At 68.0% G+C, this 15409-nt stretch carries 21 protein-coding genes and 1 tRNA gene; 9 read left to right on the forward strand and 13 right to left on the reverse strand.

Going from position 1 to position 15409, the window contains the following annotated elements:
• Window positions 1–171 precede the first annotated feature (171 nt).
• The 4 genes from AADV74_RS12000 to AADV74_RS12015 all read right to left on the reverse strand — a co-directional run bounded on the left by AADV74_RS12000 (window position 172) and on the right by AADV74_RS12015 (window position 2982).
• Entirely contained in the window at window positions 172–1458 is a 1287-nt protein-coding gene (locus AADV74_RS12000) for an RNA polymerase sigma factor (RefSeq protein WP_342114345.1), read from the reverse strand.
• A complete protein-coding gene (locus tag AADV74_RS12005; RefSeq protein WP_342114347.1) occupies window positions 1455–1802 on the reverse strand; it encodes a YciI family protein in 348 nt (115 codons plus the stop codon). Before AADV74_RS12005 ends, AADV74_RS12000 begins: the two co-directional genes overlap by 4 nt.
• A gap of 5 nt (window positions 1803–1807) precedes the next feature.
• Entirely contained in the window at window positions 1808–2155 is a 348-nt protein-coding gene (locus AADV74_RS12010; RefSeq protein ID WP_342114349.1) for a YciI family protein, read from the reverse strand.
• 122 nt (window positions 2156–2277) lie between these two features.
• Complete coding sequence (locus AADV74_RS12015; protein ID WP_342114351.1) at window positions 2278–2982, reverse strand: LysE/ArgO family amino acid transporter; 705 nt, start codon at window positions 2980–2982, stop codon at window positions 2278–2280.
• Between the two features lie 72 nt (window positions 2983–3054).
• On the opposite strand from AADV74_RS12015, the gene AADV74_RS12020 reads away from it, so the two are divergent.
• Window positions 3055–3957, forward strand: coding sequence for a LysR family transcriptional regulator ArgP (locus tag AADV74_RS12020; RefSeq protein ID WP_342114353.1), 903 nt, complete (start codon window positions 3055–3057; stop codon window positions 3955–3957).
• Between the two features lie 79 nt (window positions 3958–4036).
• Here AADV74_RS12020 and AADV74_RS12025 read toward each other — a convergent pair whose 3' ends face one another.
• Entirely contained in the window at window positions 4037–4744 is a 708-nt protein-coding gene (locus tag AADV74_RS12025; RefSeq protein WP_342114356.1) for a DUF4386 family protein, read from the reverse strand.
• An 89-nt stretch (window positions 4745–4833) separates the two neighbouring features.
• Between AADV74_RS12025 and AADV74_RS12030 the strand changes: the two genes are divergently transcribed.
• Window positions 4834–5520, forward strand: coding sequence for a TetR/AcrR family transcriptional regulator (locus AADV74_RS12030; protein ID WP_342114358.1), 687 nt, complete (start codon window positions 4834–4836; stop codon window positions 5518–5520).
• A gap of 21 nt (window positions 5521–5541) precedes the next feature.
• Here AADV74_RS12030 and AADV74_RS12035 read toward each other — a convergent pair whose 3' ends face one another.
• The 7 genes from AADV74_RS12035 to AADV74_RS12065 all read right to left on the reverse strand — a co-directional run bounded on the left by AADV74_RS12035 (window position 5542) and on the right by AADV74_RS12065 (window position 9734).
• Window positions 5542–6741, reverse strand: coding sequence for a pyridoxal phosphate-dependent aminotransferase (locus AADV74_RS12035; RefSeq protein WP_342114360.1), 1200 nt, complete (start codon window positions 6739–6741; stop codon window positions 5542–5544).
• Window positions 6742–6789: 48 nt separating this feature from the next.
• Entirely contained in the window at window positions 6790–6930 is a 141-nt protein-coding gene (locus AADV74_RS12040; RefSeq protein WP_342114362.1) for a hypothetical protein, read from the reverse strand.
• Window positions 6930–7196, reverse strand: a complete 267-nt coding sequence (locus tag AADV74_RS12045; RefSeq protein WP_342114364.1) for a hypothetical protein — start codon at window positions 7194–7196, stop codon at window positions 6930–6932. The genes AADV74_RS12040 and AADV74_RS12045 overlap by 1 nt, the downstream gene beginning before the upstream one ends.
• Before the next feature lie 124 nt (window positions 7197–7320).
• Window positions 7321–7638, reverse strand: a complete 318-nt coding sequence (locus AADV74_RS12050; RefSeq protein ID WP_342114366.1) for a hypothetical protein — start codon at window positions 7636–7638, stop codon at window positions 7321–7323.
• The gene (locus AADV74_RS12055; protein WP_342114368.1) at window positions 7628–8977 is read right to left on the reverse strand and encodes a hypothetical protein; all 1350 of its coding nucleotides are present in this window, start codon (window positions 8975–8977) and stop codon (window positions 7628–7630) included. The genes AADV74_RS12050 and AADV74_RS12055 overlap by 11 nt, the downstream gene beginning before the upstream one ends.
• Window positions 8977–9303 carry a hypothetical protein gene (locus AADV74_RS12060; protein WP_342114370.1) on the reverse strand — a complete coding sequence of 109 codons (327 nt, stop codon included), beginning with the start codon at window positions 9301–9303 and terminating at the stop codon, window positions 8977–8979. The genes AADV74_RS12055 and AADV74_RS12060 overlap by 1 nt, the downstream gene beginning before the upstream one ends.
• Window positions 9300–9734 (reverse strand): YbaB/EbfC family nucleoid-associated protein, encoded by a 435-nt coding sequence (locus AADV74_RS12065; RefSeq protein ID WP_342114372.1) that lies wholly within the window; start codon window positions 9732–9734, stop codon window positions 9300–9302. Before AADV74_RS12065 ends, AADV74_RS12060 begins: the two co-directional genes overlap by 4 nt.
• Window positions 9735–9899: 165 nt before the next feature.
• Between AADV74_RS12065 and AADV74_RS12070 the strand changes: the two genes are divergently transcribed.
• From AADV74_RS12070 to AADV74_RS12100, 7 genes are all read left to right on the forward strand, one after another.
• A tRNA-Trp gene (locus AADV74_RS12070) sits at window positions 9900–9972 on the forward strand.
• Between the two features lie 43 nt (window positions 9973–10015).
• Window positions 10016–10288, forward strand: a complete 273-nt coding sequence (secE, locus tag AADV74_RS12075; RefSeq protein WP_342114374.1) for a preprotein translocase subunit SecE — start codon at window positions 10016–10018, stop codon at window positions 10286–10288.
• An 88-nt stretch (window positions 10289–10376) separates the two neighbouring features.
• Window positions 10377–11351 (forward strand): transcription termination/antitermination protein NusG, encoded by a 975-nt coding sequence (nusG, locus tag AADV74_RS12080; RefSeq protein WP_342114376.1) that lies wholly within the window; start codon window positions 10377–10379, stop codon window positions 11349–11351.
• Window positions 11352–11568: 217 nt separating this feature from the next.
• A complete protein-coding gene (rplK, locus tag AADV74_RS12085; protein ID WP_055909661.1) occupies window positions 11569–11997 on the forward strand; it encodes a 50S ribosomal protein L11 in 429 nt (142 codons plus the stop codon).
• A 118-nt stretch (window positions 11998–12115) separates the two neighbouring features.
• Window positions 12116–12805 (forward strand): 50S ribosomal protein L1, encoded by a 690-nt coding sequence (gene rplA / locus AADV74_RS12090; RefSeq protein WP_055824575.1) that lies wholly within the window; start codon window positions 12116–12118, stop codon window positions 12803–12805.
• A gap of 82 nt (window positions 12806–12887) precedes the next feature.
• Complete coding sequence (locus AADV74_RS12095; protein ID WP_342114386.1) at window positions 12888–13256, forward strand: iron chaperone; 369 nt, start codon at window positions 12888–12890, stop codon at window positions 13254–13256.
• A gap of 124 nt (window positions 13257–13380) precedes the next feature.
• Window positions 13381–13572, forward strand: a complete 192-nt coding sequence (locus AADV74_RS12100; RefSeq protein ID WP_342114388.1) for a hypothetical protein — start codon at window positions 13381–13383, stop codon at window positions 13570–13572.
• A gap of 191 nt (window positions 13573–13763) precedes the next feature.
• Here the strand turns inward: AADV74_RS12100 and AADV74_RS12105 are convergent, their stop codons facing one another.
• Window positions 13764–15269 carry an APC family permease gene (locus tag AADV74_RS12105; protein ID WP_342114390.1) on the reverse strand — a complete coding sequence of 502 codons (1506 nt, stop codon included), beginning with the start codon at window positions 15267–15269 and terminating at the stop codon, window positions 13764–13766.
• Window positions 15270–15409: the final 140 nt, after the last annotated feature.

A 15409-nucleotide genomic window follows, 5' to 3' on the forward strand; every position in this document is an offset into this window, starting at 1 on the left:
TCTGCGGCGGCAGCCCCTCGTCGGCTGATTCGCGGCATCCACCGAGTGGTGGATGCTCCAGCGCTCGCTGAGGGCCGAGCGGAGCGACGCCCGAAGCGTCGCGCCGAGCGGAGCGACGCCCGAAGCGTCGGCTCGCCATCGGTGCGTTCGGCCGCGGACTCCGTCCGGGCGTCAACGAACGGGAAGCGCCGCGCGCCGCCGCTCCAGGTACCGCCGCTCGGGGCCGGGAGGCGCGAGCGCGATCGCCGCGTCGTAACGCTCGCCGGCGGCATCCGCTCGCCCGAGTCTGCGCAGGAAGTCGGCCTGGGCGGCCGGCACCAGGTAGTAGCCGTCGAGGGCTCCGGATGCCGCGACCTCATCGACCGCTCCGAGTCCGACCACGGGGCCATCGGCCATGCCGCGGGCGATGGCGGCGTTCAGTGCGACGACGCGCGAAGGGTCCGCTGCGGCCAGCCCGGCGTACAGCGCTGCGATGCGCGCATAGTCGGTGGCGTCGGACGACGCCGCCGTCGCATGGCAGGCCGCGATGCTCGCCAGGGCCTGGTAGCGGTCGGGCACGGGCTCCAGTCGGTAGGAGGCGTCGAGCGCGTTCAGTCCGCGCCGGATCGCCAGCGCATCCCAGCGCGAGCGGTCCTGGTCTTCGAGCGACACCAGCTCGCCGTCGGCATCGGTGCGCCCGGCGCGACGTGCGTGCTGCAGCAGCATCAGGGCGAGCAGCCCCTGAGCCGACGCCGACCGGGGCAGCAGTTCGGTGAGCAGGCTGCCCACGCGGATCGCCTCCCGCGAGAGTGCCTCGTCGTGGGCGGCGTCATCCGTCAGCGTGTAGCCCGCGTTGAAGACGAGGTACAGCACGGCCAGCACGCCCCCGAGCCTCTCGTCGAGGAGCTCGGCCGGCGGCACGCGATAGGGGATTCCGGCGTTCTGGATCTTGCGCTTGGCCCGCACCAGCCGCTGCGCCATGGTCGCCTCCGGCACGAGGAACGCCCGCGCGATCTCGGGAGTCGTGAGCCCGGCGACGGTGCGCAGGGTGAGCGCCACCCGGGCCTCGATCGCGAGAGCCGGGTGGCAGCAGGTGAAGATGAGGCGCAGGCGGTCGTCGTCGATGTCGTGCCCGGAGTCGTACTCGCGGTCGGGCCGGTCGAGCTCGTCCATCATCGCCACCTCCCTCATCTTCAGCGCCTCGTTCGCGGAGCGACGGATGCGGTCGAGCGCGCCGTTCCGCGCCACCGTCGTGATCCACGCCCCGGGGTTGCGGGGCACTCCCTCTACAGGCCAACGCTCGATCGCCTTGGTGAACGCGTCCTGCGCGGCATCCTCGGCCAATGACCAGTCACGGGTCACTCGGATGAGGCTCGCCACGATGCGCGACCACTCCGCCGCGTGGGCAGCGGAGACGGCTGCGGCGACGACATCCGGAGTCGCGGCATCCGTGATCGCAGCATCAGCATCCCTCGTCACGCCAGCGGTTCCCCGTTCGCCTGCGCGAGTGGACGTAGCTCGATGCGGCCGAAGCGGGCCATCGCGTGCGTCCTGGCGATCGTGATGGCCTCGTCGAGATCGGCGCAGTCCAGCACGGCGAATCCGGCGATCCACTCCTTCGACTCGGTGAACGGCCCGTCGGTGACGATCAACTCGCCGCCGCGCATGCGCACTGTCGTGGCCTCGTCGGCCGGGCGCAGGCGCCGTTTGTCGAGCATCACCCCGCGCTCCTCGAGGTCGGCGTCCCACCGGGCGTAGTCGTCGTCGGCGGCCACATAGGGCTCGCCATCCGGATCCACCACGACGAACATGACGTACTGCATGAGTCTCAGCCCTCCGAGTCGAGGCCGAGGGTCCAGAACTCGCGCACCTCGATGCGTCCGAACCGGGCCATCGGATGCCGCGACGCGATCTCGACCGCCTCGTCGAGCGAGGCGCACTCGAGGATGTCGAAGCCGGCGATCCACTCCTTCGACTCGGTGAACGGGCCGTCGGTGACGAGCAACTCGTCGCCGCGCACCCGCACGACGCGGGCGTCCTGCGGCTCGCGCAGGCGATCGCCGAGTACTCCGATGCCGCTGCCGTAGACCTCCTTCACCCAGTCCCGGATGTCGTCCTTCCCGGCGTCGTACGGCTCGGCCTCGGGGTCCGTGGCCACGAACAACATGTAACGCATCTGTTCTCCTGCTCTCGTCGTCTGCACCGCGCGACTTCTCGTCACGCTACGTCAGTACGACGAACAGGGGAACGGCGGAATCGACAGGTGTGCGGATTCGGCTCGATTCGTTGCCGAGCGTCCTAGAGCGGCAGTACGAGCAGCACGCCGAGCACGATCATGACGGCCGCGATCACTCCGTCGAGGATGCGCCAGGCCCGCGGAGACCGCAGCACGCGGCCGAGGTGGCCCGCTCCGATGCCGAGTGCCGAGAACCAGATGATGCTGGCTGCCATGGCGCCCACTGCGAACCACCAGCGCTCGTCGGCGTAGCTGTTGGCGACGGATCCGAGCAGGAACAGGGTGTCGAGGTACACGTGCGGGTTCAGCCAGGTGAGGGCGAGGGTCGTCGTGACGACTGCGGTGACGGATGCCGCGACTCGGGGCGCGCGCGTTGCTGTGGCGACGCCTGCGCTTATGCCACCGCTCGCCGGGCCTGCGGCATCCGTCGCCGGAGCATCAACCGGAGTGCCCTCGGAGGCGTCGACGAGTCCGCCTTCGCCGCTCCACGCCCGCCGGGCCGCGAGCAGTCCGTAGGTGATGAGGAATGCGGCCCCGGCCCAGCGCACCACGACCACGAGCCACGGAAGGTGCTGCAGCGCGGCGCCGATTCCGCTGACGCCGACCGCGATGAGAACGGCGTCGGAGATGGCACAGATGGCGATGACGACGATCACGTGCTCACGGCGCATGCCCTGCCGCAGCACGTAGAGGTTCTGCGCGCCGATGGCGATGATGAGCGAGAAGCCGACGCCGAGACCGGCGAGCAGGGGCACGAGGGGGAGCATGGTGACGACGCTACGGGCCCATTGGTCATCAATCCAGCTCAAGATTCTGTACCTGCATTAGCGTTGCTTCACATGGAGATCCCGCTCGATCTGGCCCGCACCCTGCTCGCCGTCGTCGACGCCGGCACCCTCGAGGCCGCGGCCCGAGACCTGCGCCTCACGCCGTCGGCCGTGAGCCAGCGCGTCAAGGCGCTCGAGCAGCGACTCGGACGCGTGCTGCTCGTGCGCTCCAAGCCGGTCCGGGCGACGGATGCCGGTGCCGCCGTCGTGCGCCTCGCCCGCCAGACCGCCCTGCTCGAGCACGATGCGCTCGCCGCTGTCGGACTCGACGAGGAGCAGGTGACGCGCATGCCGCTCGCGGTGAACGCCGACAGCCTGGCCACGTGGATCCTGCCGCCGCTCGCGCGCGTGGCCGCATCCGTTCCCGTGGTCTTCGACCTGCACCGCGAAGACCAGGACTACACGGCCGAGCTCCTCGAGACCGGAGCCGTCATGGCTGCGGTCACGTCGCGGGAGGCGCCGGTGGCCGGCTGCACGTCGAGCCGTCTCGGGGCGATGCGCTATCTGGCCGTCGCCTCGCCGGCGTTCCGGGATCGCTGGCTGCCGGGTCATCGGGGGAGTCCGGGGCATCCGGATGTCGCGGACTACGCGCTCGCTCCCAGCGTGTACTTCGACCGCCGTGACGACCTGCAGGCGTTGGCGTTGCGGGAGTACGGCGTGCCCAGCGACCCTCCGTTGCACTACGTGCCGGCATCCGCCGACTTCGCCCGGGCAGTGCTTCTCGGGATGGGCTGGGGGATGCTGCCGGAGGCCCAATGCGCCGAGGCCCTCGCGGCCGGCGAGCTCGTTCGATTGCAGCCGCACAGGTCGATCGACGTGCCGCTCTTCTGGCAGCAGTGGAACCTGCGCTCCGAGCTGCTCACGGCGGTCGCCGACGCCGTGGCGGATGCCGCACGCGAGGCGTTGCGCCCCTGAGCGCGTGGCGAATGCAGGATGAGGCTCGACTCGGCAGCGATACGCGGCCAGGTCGCGCCTCATCCTGCATTCGTGCGCGCTACGAGGCGAGTGCCGGCACCGGCGGCGCGACCCGTCGGATGCCGCGCCTGATGAACACGGCACCCAGCGCCACGAGCCACACGCTCCAGAGCACGTAGCCGATGAAATTGGCTGCATCCGCTCCGGGAACTCCGAACGGGATGAGGTCGCCGGTCAGGATGAGGGCGGCCGAGGCGAACCCGAGTACGGCGAGCAACCGACCGATCACTGCGGCGCGACGCAGAGCGATGACCACGAGCATCGTCCATGCGGCGGTGAAGAGGTAGCCGAGCGTCTCGCCGACCGCCTGGCCGAGCACGGCGTTGAGGGTGGAGAACTGCGCGGTGATGTCGGCCCGCCGTGCTGGTGTCGCATCGCCCATCGCTGCGGCGAGGAACGGCACGATGAGCGGCCAGCGCAGGAGTCCGACGACCTGCACCACGGCGGCGGCGATCCCCACGATCGCGGCTGCCGTTCCGATGCGGCCTGCCGGCACGTGCCGCGCGATGCGGACGGCGATCGGCGCCATCATGGCCGCTCCGGCAGCGAGCAGCGTGAAGCCGACGCCGATGACGAACGGGTCGGCTGCGAAACGGGCCAGCACCTCGGTCGCCGGTCGCTGCAGGATGTCGGGGTAGTCGAAGGCGATGCCGAGCAGCATGAACGCGGCGTTCACCACGACGGCGCTGGCGATGAGCATGAGCCCGGTGACGGTGGTCCTCTTCATGATCTGCACTCTATTTCTGTACGGTGTTCAGTGATGCCAATGCCCTAAGACTGCACGGTGTACAGTGATCTTGTCAAGAGGAGAACTTCGTGGGGGATGAGAAACGACGGCCGGGTCCGGAGCGGGCGTTCACGGACGCGCAGGTGGTGACCGTCGCATTGGAACTGCTCGACGAGGGCGGAGCTGAAGCCGTCTCGATCCGTCGCATCGCTGCGCGCATAGGCGTCGCGCCCAACGCGATCTACACGTACTTCCCCGACAAGGCGGCCCTGTTGCGCGCGGTCGTCGACAGGCTCATCGGCGAGAGCGACACCGCGGTGCTCGGGCGTGCCGAGACGGCATGGCGAGATCGCCTCCGCACAGTCGCCCTCGACATCCGCGGCGCTCTGCTGGCGCATCCGGGGTCCGCAGCCCTGCTGATGGGCTCGCCGATCGACGGACCGAACTCGCTCGCCCTCGGGGAGGCGATGCTGGGGCTCCTCGCCGATGCCGGGCTCGCGCCCGACGACGCCGCCCGCGCCTCGTACGCGATCATCGTCTACGTGCTCGGCGCGATCGCCCTCGAGGCTGCAGAGGTCGACCAGACCGCAGCGGTTCCGTCTGAGGAGGAACGGATCACGGAACGCCGCGCGACCTTCGCCGCCGTGCCCGCCGAGCACTTCCCGCTGTCAGCGGCCAGCGCCGAGGTCATGGCGCGCTACATCGGCACCGAGCAGTTCACCTGGGGTCTCGACCGCTTGCTGGACGGCTTCGAGCGGCTCGCACTCGGGCGCTGAGGGGAGCCGGCGAGCGAGCGCCTACGCGAAAAGCCGTTGCAGGCGCTGCACGCCCTCGAGCAGCGGGTCGTCGCCGAGTGCGTAGCTGAGTCGCAGGAAGCCGCTCGGACCGAAGGCCTCGCCGGGAACCACGGCCACTTCGGCCTTCTCGAGGATGAGGTCGGCGAGCTCGAGCGAGGTCGTCGGCGTGACGCCGTGCCACTCTCGGCCGAGCAGGCCGGAGACGTCGGGGTAGACGTAGAACGCGCCTTCAGGGGTCGGCGCGACGATGCCCGGGATCTTGTTGAGCTCGGCGACGATCGTCTTGCGACGGCGGTCGAAGGCCTGGCGCATCACCTCGACGGTGTCCTGGGGGCCGGTGAGGGCTGCGATTGCAGCGCGCTGGGAGATGTTCGACACGTTGCTCGACAGGTGCGACTGGAGGTTTGCGGCTCCCTTGATGGCGTCGGCGGGGCCGACCATCCATCCCACACGCCATCCGGTCATGGCGTAGGTCTTGGCCACGCCGTTCACCAGGATGGTGCGGTCGGCGAGGGCGGGAACGGCCTCGACGATCGAGACCGCCTTCACGCCGTCGTAGACCAGGTTCTGGTAGATCTCGTCGGTGATCACCCAGAGGCCGTTGGCGTCGGCCCACTCGCCGATGGCCTTCGTCTGCTCGGGGGAGTAGACGGCGCCGGTGGGGTTCGAGGGCGACACGAAGAGCAGCGCCTTGGTGCGGTCGGTGCGAGCGGCCTCGAGCTGGTCGACCGTGACGAGGTAGCCCTGCTCGCTGCCGGCGAAGACGTCGACCTGCACGCCGTCCGCGAGCTTGATCGCCTCGGGGTACGTGGTCCAGTACGGCGTGGGAACGAGAACCTCGTCGCCCGGGTCGAGCAGTGTCTGGAACGCCTGGTACACGGCCTGCTTGCCGCCGTTGGTCACGATGACCTGGCTGGGGGAGACCTCGAGTCCCGAGTCGCGCAGCGTCTTCGCCGCGATCGCCTCGCGCAGCTCGGGCAGGCCGGCCGCCGGCGTGTACCGGTAGTTCTTGGGGTCGTGCACAGCCGCGAGGGCCGCCTCGACGATGTGCGCGGGAGTCGCGAAGTCGGGCTCGCCGGCGGCGTAGCTGATCACCGGACGCCCGGCGGCCTGCAGGGCCTTCGCCTTGGCATCGACCTTGAGGGTCGCCGATTCGGCGATCGCAGAGATTTTGGAGGAGATTCGACGCAGTTCAGCCACGGTCCAATCCTAGCCACGGGCCTCGCCTGAGACAGAGGATGGCGTCGGTCAGAAGGTCCGCAGATAGGACCATCGCCAGGACGGAGCGTGCAGCGCGCGGTCATCCGGTCCTGGCTCGAGCAGCAGCATCAGCTCGGCGACGACCGGGTGCAGGCCGTCGTCGACGGCGTCGCGCGCCACCCGACCCATCACTCGTTCCTGCGTGCCCGTCGCCGCGCATCGAGACGTGCTCCTGCGCGGAGACGATTGAGGAAGTCGTCGTAGGCGGCGCTCTCATCGTCGTACACGAGTTCGTTCCCGGGTACTTCACGCTCGTCGGTCGTGAACACCAGGAAGCCGCCATCGACCCGCCGGATGCCGACCTCGTCGGGTCGGCGCTGCTCGTCATCGAACAGTCGGTACTTCGTCAGCCCTTCGGATGCGATGATCTGCTTCACGTCGGAGAGGGTCGTCACGGTCCCTCCTGGTGAGATCGAATCGGTGGGATGAGGATTCCGCGGGACTGCCGGGCCGCGGGTGGGGCGAGTCGTACGCCTCGAGGTGGCACCCCACGCTCTGTCGAGTCCACGCCATCCGCCATCAATAGAACGCGACGAATGCCCAGCGCCAGGAGAGAGCTCGCAGAGCGGGTTCGGTGAGACCCGGATAGAGCGCGGTCATCCGTTCAGCGAAAACGGGGAACAGGCTGTCGCCGACCGCCTCCGACCAGTCTGCTGTGACGGTGTCGGAGAGTTCGACGATGCGCCGAACCTCCGTGAGGAGCTGTTCTCCCGTGGCTCCCGGAACGAGCGCGAGCACAGCCTCCGGATGAGCGCTCGGCGTGCGTTCGCGCCCTTTGCCCGTGTAGGCGATGATCGCCTCGGCAATGAGTCCTGGGTCGAAGGTGTCAGCGTTCATAGACCTGAATGATCTTTCCTGTGTGGGCGTCAATGAGAGTGATCGAACTCACATTCGGGTTGTGGAGCAGCTCCGGGAGCTCGTATTGGTTCCACACCGAAGCCGGTCGGATGTCGCCGACGTAGGCACGGACGTCTCCGGACGAGTTTCGCGCCAGCTGGCTCGAGACCTCGGCCCATGTCTGCTGGGTGGACTTCGCGTCCCAGTCACTCGGCATCCGGTCGGTGAGTCCCTGTCGCTCCAGAAGTTGCTCGAGTGTGGCGCCGTGGGTCTGATCGGTGAGTCGTGCAGCACCCACCTGCGACCCGTCGGGCACGATGTCATCGCCGTCACGCACTCGACCGGACCAGAACGTCGCATTGCCGTCACCGGTGCGGGGATCGAATTGGTTCACGACACTCCAGTCGACGAGAGAGGGATCGATGGGCGTCGGTGTCGGTGGATCGTCCGGGAACGGCGTCGGATCCGGACGAGAGCTCATGTCGACATGGCCATCGCCGGGACGGTGCCCACCCGGCCCATCGGGGGAGCGGCCGCCGGGAAGCTCGGGAGAGCGTGCGCCGGGGGCATCCGGCGTGCGGCCGCCGGGGAGCATCCGGCCGGCTGCTGCGTCGAAGCGCTTGAAGAGCGTGGCGAGCTGGTCGATCAGCTTGGTGAGCTGCTTCGCCGACTCGAGCAGGCGGGTGACGGTCTTGCCGATGCGGGCCGAGAGGGAGGAGACGCGGCTGGTGGCCTGCGAGATGATCAGCGGCGTCGCCGTGCCGAGGGTGATGACGAGCGTGGCGGCGTAGCTGATGACGGAGCCGACGATCTGGGCGATCGCGTCGCGGGTGAGGTCGTGCACGATCTTGACGATGGTGGCGGCGATGTTCATGCCGACGCCGATCGCCTCGGCCCAGCCGCCCGCGGCGCGGAGGTGTTCGGCCGTCTCCTGCTGGAAGCGACGGTAGGCGTCGATCGCGTCGCCCTCCGACGCGTCGAGGTCGCCCAGGACGCTCACGAGGTTGTCACCCGAGGCGGCAAGGGAGGCCCCGATGTTGGCCCAGGTGGCGGCGAACCCGGCGACCTCGCCGGCATCACCCGTGAGGTCGTTCAGCCAGCCCTTGAGCGGCTCGAGGTGCTCCATGATCCAGCCGAGACCCGCGGCGATCAGGGAGCCCAGCGGGTCCATGACGGCGGCGACGGTGTCGGCGATGGCGGAGAACGCGGCGAGGCCGCCGGAGACCCAGTCGCCCGACTGGATTGCCTGAACGAGGGCTTCGCCGTCTTCGAGCAGGAACGTCCCCGAGAACGGGGTCGACATGTCGACGGATGCCGCGACGAGGGAGTTCGCAGCCATCAACGCACCTGGTCGACGGCGGAGAGCAGGGGCGCGAGCTCGTCGCTGATGTGGTTCTCGAGCGCCGTGAAGTCCGATCCCACGCCGCGGATCTCGCGCGCGCTGCGTTCGACGAGGGCGCCCGCCGTGCCGATCATGCTGCTGGCGACCCCGGTGATCATGCTGGCCGGAGCGACGAGGAAGCTGCACATGAGTCCGAAGGCGCCGCCGCCCAGGTTCATGGAACCGGCGGCATCCTTCGCGTTGCGCACGTCGGAGGCCACGGTGCCCACCCTCGTGGCGTGCTGCTGGATGCGATCGAAGTCGATCGAGATGCGGTCGCTCATCGGTACCCCAGAGTCGTGTCGTCGGTGGCCGGCGGCATCCGTTCCTCGACCTCAGCCCTGAGGTGCGCCGTCACCTCGGACTCCTCGCCGAACGCATCGGCTGCGATGGCGACGGCCCTGTCTCCAGCCTGTCGCTGGGCGGATGCCGCGGCCTTGAGAACGGCCTGCGACAGCGCATCGGACCGGAGCGTGCGGGCGGCGGAGTCGAACTCGATGTTCGTGAGTCGGCCGGTGGCATCGACCTCGACCGTCACCTCGCCACCCGGCGAACTCGCCCGCGCTCGCAGCGCGTCGACATCACGGCGCACGTCCTCCGCGCGCTCGGCTCGTTCCGCCGCTTCAGCGATCTGAGCGTTGACCCGCGCGATGGCCGCGTCGGGATCCCCCCAGATGTTGCCCCCAGTGGCGCCGTCAGGATCGATGAACGTCATTCAGCGATGATATCCACGGGGACGGCATCCGTCGCGGTTTTACTCTCTCCGCCCCGTCGCGTACACTTGTGCATGTTGTGAATTCAGCAAGATTCTCTGCGCCCTTTTTCGGGGTGGCTGGGAATGGAGCAGGGCTCGCGATCTACGGCATCCGACGGATGCCTTAGGGCGGTGGCTCAATTGGTAGAGCAGCGGTCTCCAAAACCGCAGGTTGCAGGTTCAAGTCCTGTCCGCCCTGCAAGTCGGTGCTGACGTACCGGCCCACGAAAGGTGTAACTGAGGTGGCCCGAAAAGTTATCGACGAGCCGAGCGAAGATGTCGTCGCCAACGCCAAGCGCGACCGCGACTCCAAGCGCGGCCCGTTCGCCCGTATGGCGCTCTTCATCCGCCAGGTCTTCGGGGAACTGAAGAAGGTCGTCACCCCGACCCGCAAGGAACTGTTCAGTTACACCGGCGTCGTGCTGGTCTTCGTGATCATCATGATGGCGCTCGTCTCCGGGCTGGACTGGGTGTTCGCCCTCGTGGTCGCCTACGTGTTCGGTACCCCTCAGTAACGAACACACGAGTTCGACACAGCGGCCGTCCGCGGCTGCACGGGCAGGCATCGTACGGAAGTACGCACAAACTAAGGATTGAGAGCAAGTGGCTAAGACTGAGCACGACGACGTCGACTGGGCAACGGCTGCAGAGCAGTCGTCCGAGGACGACGAGGCGCAGGAGGGCAACACCCTCGCGCACGACGAGGACTCCGTAGAGGCCGCCGAGCACTCCGCGATCCACATCGAAGACCCCGACAACGTCGAGATCGACCTGGATGCCGCGCTCGACGCCATCGCAGACAGCAACGACCCCGAGGCTGACGCGGTCGTCGACGACGCCCTCGAGATCGACTCCGTCGACGAGGCGGAAGCCGCTCTCGAGGCGACCGAGGACGCCGCAGAGGTCTTCGCCGAGGAGGACGCCGCCGAGGCCGACGCCGACGCCGAGCCCGCCGAGGTCGACCCATATGAGGAGTTCCGCCAGGAGCTGCGCTTCCAGCCCGGCAAGTGGTACGTCATCCACTCCTACGCCGGCTTCGAGCGCCGCGTGAAGCAGAACATCGAGAACCGTCGCCAGTCGATGGCCATGGAGGACTACGTCTTCCAGGTCGAGGTTCCGATGGAGGACGTCGTCGAGATCAAGAACGGCCAGCGCAAGATGGTCACCCGCGTGCGCATCCCCGGATACGTGCTCGTGCGCATGGACCTCAACGAGGACAGCTGGTCGGTCGTGCGCCACACGCCCGGTGTCACCGGCTTCGTGGGCAACTCGCACAACCCGACCCCGCTCCGCTTCGAAGAGGCATTCGGCATGCTGAAGACCCTCGTGCAGATCGTCGAGGCCCCCGCGGCCAAGGGCGGCTCGTCACGCGGCGGTGCGACCCAGTCCCGCGTCATCGCGGCCGAGGTCGACTTCGAGATCGGCGAGACCATCACGATCAAGGAAGGCTCCTTCGCGGGCCTGCCCGGTTCGATCAGCGAGATCAAGCCCGAGAGCGGCAAGCTCACGGTGCTCGTCTCCCTGTTCGAGCGCGAGACCCCGGTCGAGCTCAGCTTCGACCAGGTCACCAAGTTGTAGCGATCCGGGTCAATGCTGCGTAGCAGCGTTGATGCGGATCGGTGCAACGCAGAGGACACGACGCAGTCGTCGTCCGAAGTGCACACAGATTTCGTCCAGCGCGTCCTGAGGTAATATCGAAGGTCGCGTTCGCGCAGACAGATCACCGCCGTCCAGATCGGGCGCGCGGGAGAGTGCTCCGGCATGCGGAGCGTTCGTCAAGGAAAGAGAGAAAACAATGGCACCGAAGAAGAAGGTCACTGGTCTGATCAAGCTTCAGATCAAGGCCGGCGCAGCCAACCCGGCCCCGCCCATCGGCCCGGCTCTGGGTCAGCACGGCGTGAACATCATGGAGTTCTGCAAGGCCTACAACGCGGCGACCGAGTCGCAGCGCGGCAATGTCGTCCCCGTCGAGATCACCGTCTACGAGGACCGCTCGTTCACGTTCATCCTGAAGACCCCGCCCGCCGCCGAGCTCATCAAGAAGGCCGCCGGCGTTGCCAAGGGTTCGGGAACCCCGCACACCGTCAAGGTCGCGAAGCTCTCGCAGGCCCAGGTGCGCGAGATCGCCGAGGCCAAGATGGTCGACCTGAACGCCAACGACCTCGACGCTGCGTCGAAGATCATCGCCGGCACCGCTCGCTCGATGGGCATCACGGTCGAGTAATCGCTCGGGTCGAGTAGCGCCGTGCGAAGCACGCCGCGTATCGAGACCACACCCACAAGACATTTCGTGGCAGCGCCCGCCAGGCGCAGACGACCACACTCTCTCAAGGAGAAACAACATGGCACAGAAGTCAAAGGCCTACCGCGCCGCGGCCGAGAAGATCGAAGACGGCAAGTTCTACACCCCCACCGAGGCAGTGACGCTCGCTCGCGAGACCGGCTCCGCCAAGTTCAACTCGACCGTCGAGGTCGCGCTGAAGCTCGGTGTCGACCCGCGCAAGGCGGACCAGATGGTGCGCGGCACCGTCATCCTCCCGCACGGAACCGGCAAGACCGCCCGCGTCATCGTGTTCGCGACCGGCCCCGCCGCTGAGGCTGCCATCGCGGCAGGCGCTGATGAGGTCGGCGGCGCCGAGCTCATCCAGAAGGTCGCCGACGGCTACACCTCCTTCGACTCGGCGGTCTCGACCCCTGAGCTCATGGGCCAGGTCGGCCGTCTCGGAAAGGTGCTCGGCCCCCGCGGCCTCATGCCCAACCCGAAGACCGGAACCGTCACGCCCGACGTGGCCAAGGCCGTCTCCGACATCAAGGGCGGAAAGATCGAGTTCCGCGTCGACAAGCACGCCAATGTGCACTTCGTCGTGGGCAAGGCCGGCTTCACCGCCGAGCAGCTCGACGAGAACATCAAGACCGCTCTCGAGGAGATCGTCCGCCTCAAGCCGTCGAGCGCCAAGGGCCGCTACATCCAGAAGGGCGCCGTGTCGACCACCTTCGGCCCCGGCATCCCGCTGGACATCAACGCTCTGTAAGCATCAGCTCGCAGCATATGGAAGGGCCCGCCGGTATCGGCGGGCCCTTCCTGCGTTCCGGGGCAGGTGGCAGGATGGCGGGATGGGTGCTCTCGACGACTACCTGGCGACTCTCGATGGGGCGGATCGCGACGTGCTGAGCGGCATCCGGGATCGAGCCATCGAGATCGTTCCGGATGCCGAACAGGGGATGAGCTACGGCATGGCGGCGCTCCGTTACCGGGGCAGGCCGCTCATCAGCGTGCGTGCGACGGCGAAGCACCTGTCTGTCTTCCCGTTCAGCCCCGAGGCCGTCGAGGCTGTGGCGGGCGCCCTCGCCGGCTACTCGTTGTCGAAGGGCACGATCCGGTTCAGCGCCGCGAAGCCGCTGCCCGACGACGTGGTGACACGACTCGTCATCGCGCGCCGCGACGAGATCGACGAGGCGCTCGGCGACGCGCCGGCCCGCTGACCGTTCCCGCCTGCCGCGCCGACCGACTCATCGAGGGCCTCCTGTCAATCCCTAGAGGCGATTCGCCTCCGTTGCGTACCGTCGACGATGAGAGACGGCATCCGTCTCACGAGAGGAGGACGCCATGAGCGACCCCACGACAGCCGACGACCCCGACGTGCTCGAGCAGCCCGACGCGACGGTGCAGACCGACGCCAGTGACAAGGAGCCCGTCGAGGCCGACTGGCGCCAGACGGAGCCCGACGACACACTGGGGCTGTCCGCGAAGGACGGCGACCCGATGGATGACTCGACTCCGGTCGACAACCTCGAGTGAAGACCTCCGGGTAGTCCGCCTTCCCGTCGGACCACCCGGTTGCTGGAGCGCCCGCGCGACTCCAGCATGATGCCCCCGACAGTTCAGGGTCGGGGGCATCACCTCTGCCGGATCCGCTCGCTGGACTCGAGCACGACCGAAGCGAACCCGAAACGCTTCGGCCGCCGCCGATGTTCAGCGAGCGGGACGGTTCAGCGGACGGCGGAGGTGTGCGTCCGCAGCCTCTCCGCCACCTCCAGTGCATCGCCGGCCGGGGCCGTCGACTTGCGTTCGGGGCGGGCGATGAAGAGGTAGAGCAGGCCCGTCACGAGCACGACGCCGAGGCCGATGATGACGACGTAGTCGGTGAAGAAGTCTCCCGACGTGCCCGGCGTAGCGAGAAGCACCATGGCGAAGATGCCGTAGGCGAGGGCCACGATGTTCACCACGAAGCCGAGGGCGCCGAGCGAGAACGGTCCGGCAGGCTTCCAACCCTTGAAGCGCTGGCGGAGAGCCGCGAGCACGACCATCTGGAACGCGACGTAGATGCCGAGCACGGCGAACGAGGTGACGGGTACCAGCAGGTCGGCGTTGATCCAGACCAGGACCGCGATGAGGGCCGGGATGGTGCAGGCCACGATCAGCGCGTTGGTGGGCACCTTGGCTCCGGCCGAGACCCTCGAGAGCCAGACGTGCCCCGGGATCATGCCGTCGCGGGCGAAGGAGAACAGCAGCCGGCTGGCGGCCGCCTGCAGGCTGAGCACGCACGACAGGAACGCCGTGATGGCGATCACGAGGAAGATCTTCGCGCCCACGACGCCGAGTGATGCCTCGAGAATGCCGGGGATGGGATCAGCGTCCTCTCCGGACACGATCGAGGCCAGGTCCGGGGCGGCCAGGACGTAGCCGCCGAAGGCGAACAGCGCCGAGACGCCACCGACGATGATGGTCATGATCATGGCCACAGGGATGCGCTTGGCCGGGTTCTCGACCTCCTCGGCCACGTCGCCGCATGCTTCGAACCCGTAGAACAGGAACAGGCCGGCGAGGGCCGCGCCGAGGAATGCCGGTCCGTAGCTGCCGTCGCCCTCCACGCCCATGGTGTCGAAGAAGACGCCGAACTCCTGATGGCGCTGGAAGATGAGCAGGTACAGCCCAACGCCGATCACGCCCACGAGTTCGGCGGCGAGGCCGATGCGGGCGACGCGGGCAAGCGACTTCGTGCCGGTGAAGTTGATGAGGAGCGCCACGACGAGGAATGCGAGGGTGATGAGCAGTGTCGAGGTGGAGTTCGCCTCGATCCCGAACAGGCTCGCGGCGAAGCCCGATCCGAACTCGGCCACAGCGGTGATCGTCACGATCATGGCCCAGATGTAGACCCACGCCGCCATCCAGGCGTAGCGGCGGCCCCAGAGCCGACGCGTCCACGGATAGATGCCGCCGTGGATCGGGTACTGCGACACGACCTCGCCGAACACGAGCGACACGAGTAGCTGGCCGGCGCCGACGATGATGATCCACCAGATCGAGGGCGGCCCGCCGACGCTGAGAGCCAGCGCGAACAGCGAGTAGACGCCCACGAGCGGCGACAGATAGGTGAAGCCGAGGGCGAAGTTCGCCCAGAGTGACATCGACCGGTTGAAGGAGTCCTCGTAGCCGAGCACGCTCAGGTGCTCCTGATCGGTGATCGCCTCGCGCGGTTGCGGTTCTACTGACATCGTGACCTTTCGGTGAAAGCCGAGAGGAGCTGCGGATGCCGCCGGCATCCGTCACCACCTCACTGTGTGTGCCGCAACGATAGCGAATCATCCGGTCGCAAAGCTATAGCGCCGGATGATTGATTTCCGCAATCCGGAGA

The organism is Leifsonia stereocauli (assembly GCF_038432415.1).
GTDB classification, from domain to species: Bacteria; Actinomycetota; Actinomycetes; order Actinomycetales; family Microbacteriaceae; genus Orlajensenia; species Orlajensenia stereocauli.

Bases quoted from the DNA above. Each gene is read 5' to 3' on its own strand.
- AADV74_RS12005 (WP_342114347.1), bottom strand. From the start codon at position 1,802: ATGCAGTACGTCATGTTCGTCGTGGTGGATCCGGATGGCGAGCCCTAT.
- AADV74_RS12010 (WP_342114349.1), bottom strand. From the start codon at position 2,155: ATGCGTTACATGTTGTTCGTGGCCACGGACCCCGAGGCCGAGCCGTAC.
- AADV74_RS12015 (WP_342114351.1), bottom strand. From the start codon at position 2,982: ATGCTCCCCCTCGTGCCCCTGCTCGCCGGTCTCGGCGTCGGCTTCTCG.
- AADV74_RS12020 (WP_342114353.1), top strand. From the start codon at position 3,055: ATGGAGATCCCGCTCGATCTGGCCCGCACCCTGCTCGCCGTCGTCGAC.
- AADV74_RS12025 (WP_342114356.1), bottom strand. From the start codon at position 4,744: ATGAAGAGGACCACCGTCACCGGGCTCATGCTCATCGCCAGCGCCGTC.
- AADV74_RS12040 (WP_342114362.1), bottom strand. From the start codon at position 6,930: ATGGGTCGGGTGGCGCGCGACGCCGTCGACGACGGCCTGCACCCGGTC.
- AADV74_RS12050 (WP_342114366.1), bottom strand. From the start codon at position 7,638: ATGAACGCTGACACCTTCGACCCAGGACTCATTGCCGAGGCGATCATC.
- AADV74_RS12055 (WP_342114368.1), bottom strand. From the start codon at position 8,977: ATGGCTGCGAACTCCCTCGTCGCGGCATCCGTCGACATGTCGACCCCG.
- AADV74_RS12060 (WP_342114370.1), bottom strand. From the start codon at position 9,303: ATGAGCGACCGCATCTCGATCGACTTCGATCGCATCCAGCAGCACGCC.
- AADV74_RS12065 (WP_342114372.1), bottom strand. From the start codon at position 9,734: ATGACGTTCATCGATCCTGACGGCGCCACTGGGGGCAACATCTGGGGG.
- rplK (WP_055909661.1), top strand. From the start codon at position 11,569: ATGGCACCGAAGAAGAAGGTCACTGGTCTGATCAAGCTTCAGATCAAG.
- rplA (WP_055824575.1), top strand. From the start codon at position 12,116: ATGGCACAGAAGTCAAAGGCCTACCGCGCCGCGGCCGAGAAGATCGAA.
- AADV74_RS12095 (WP_342114386.1), top strand. From the start codon at position 12,888: ATGGGTGCTCTCGACGACTACCTGGCGACTCTCGATGGGGCGGATCGC.
- AADV74_RS12100 (WP_342114388.1), top strand. From the start codon at position 13,381: ATGAGCGACCCCACGACAGCCGACGACCCCGACGTGCTCGAGCAGCCC.
- AADV74_RS12105 (WP_342114390.1), bottom strand. From the start codon at position 15,269: ATGTCAGTAGAACCGCAACCGCGCGAGGCGATCACCGATCAGGAGCAC.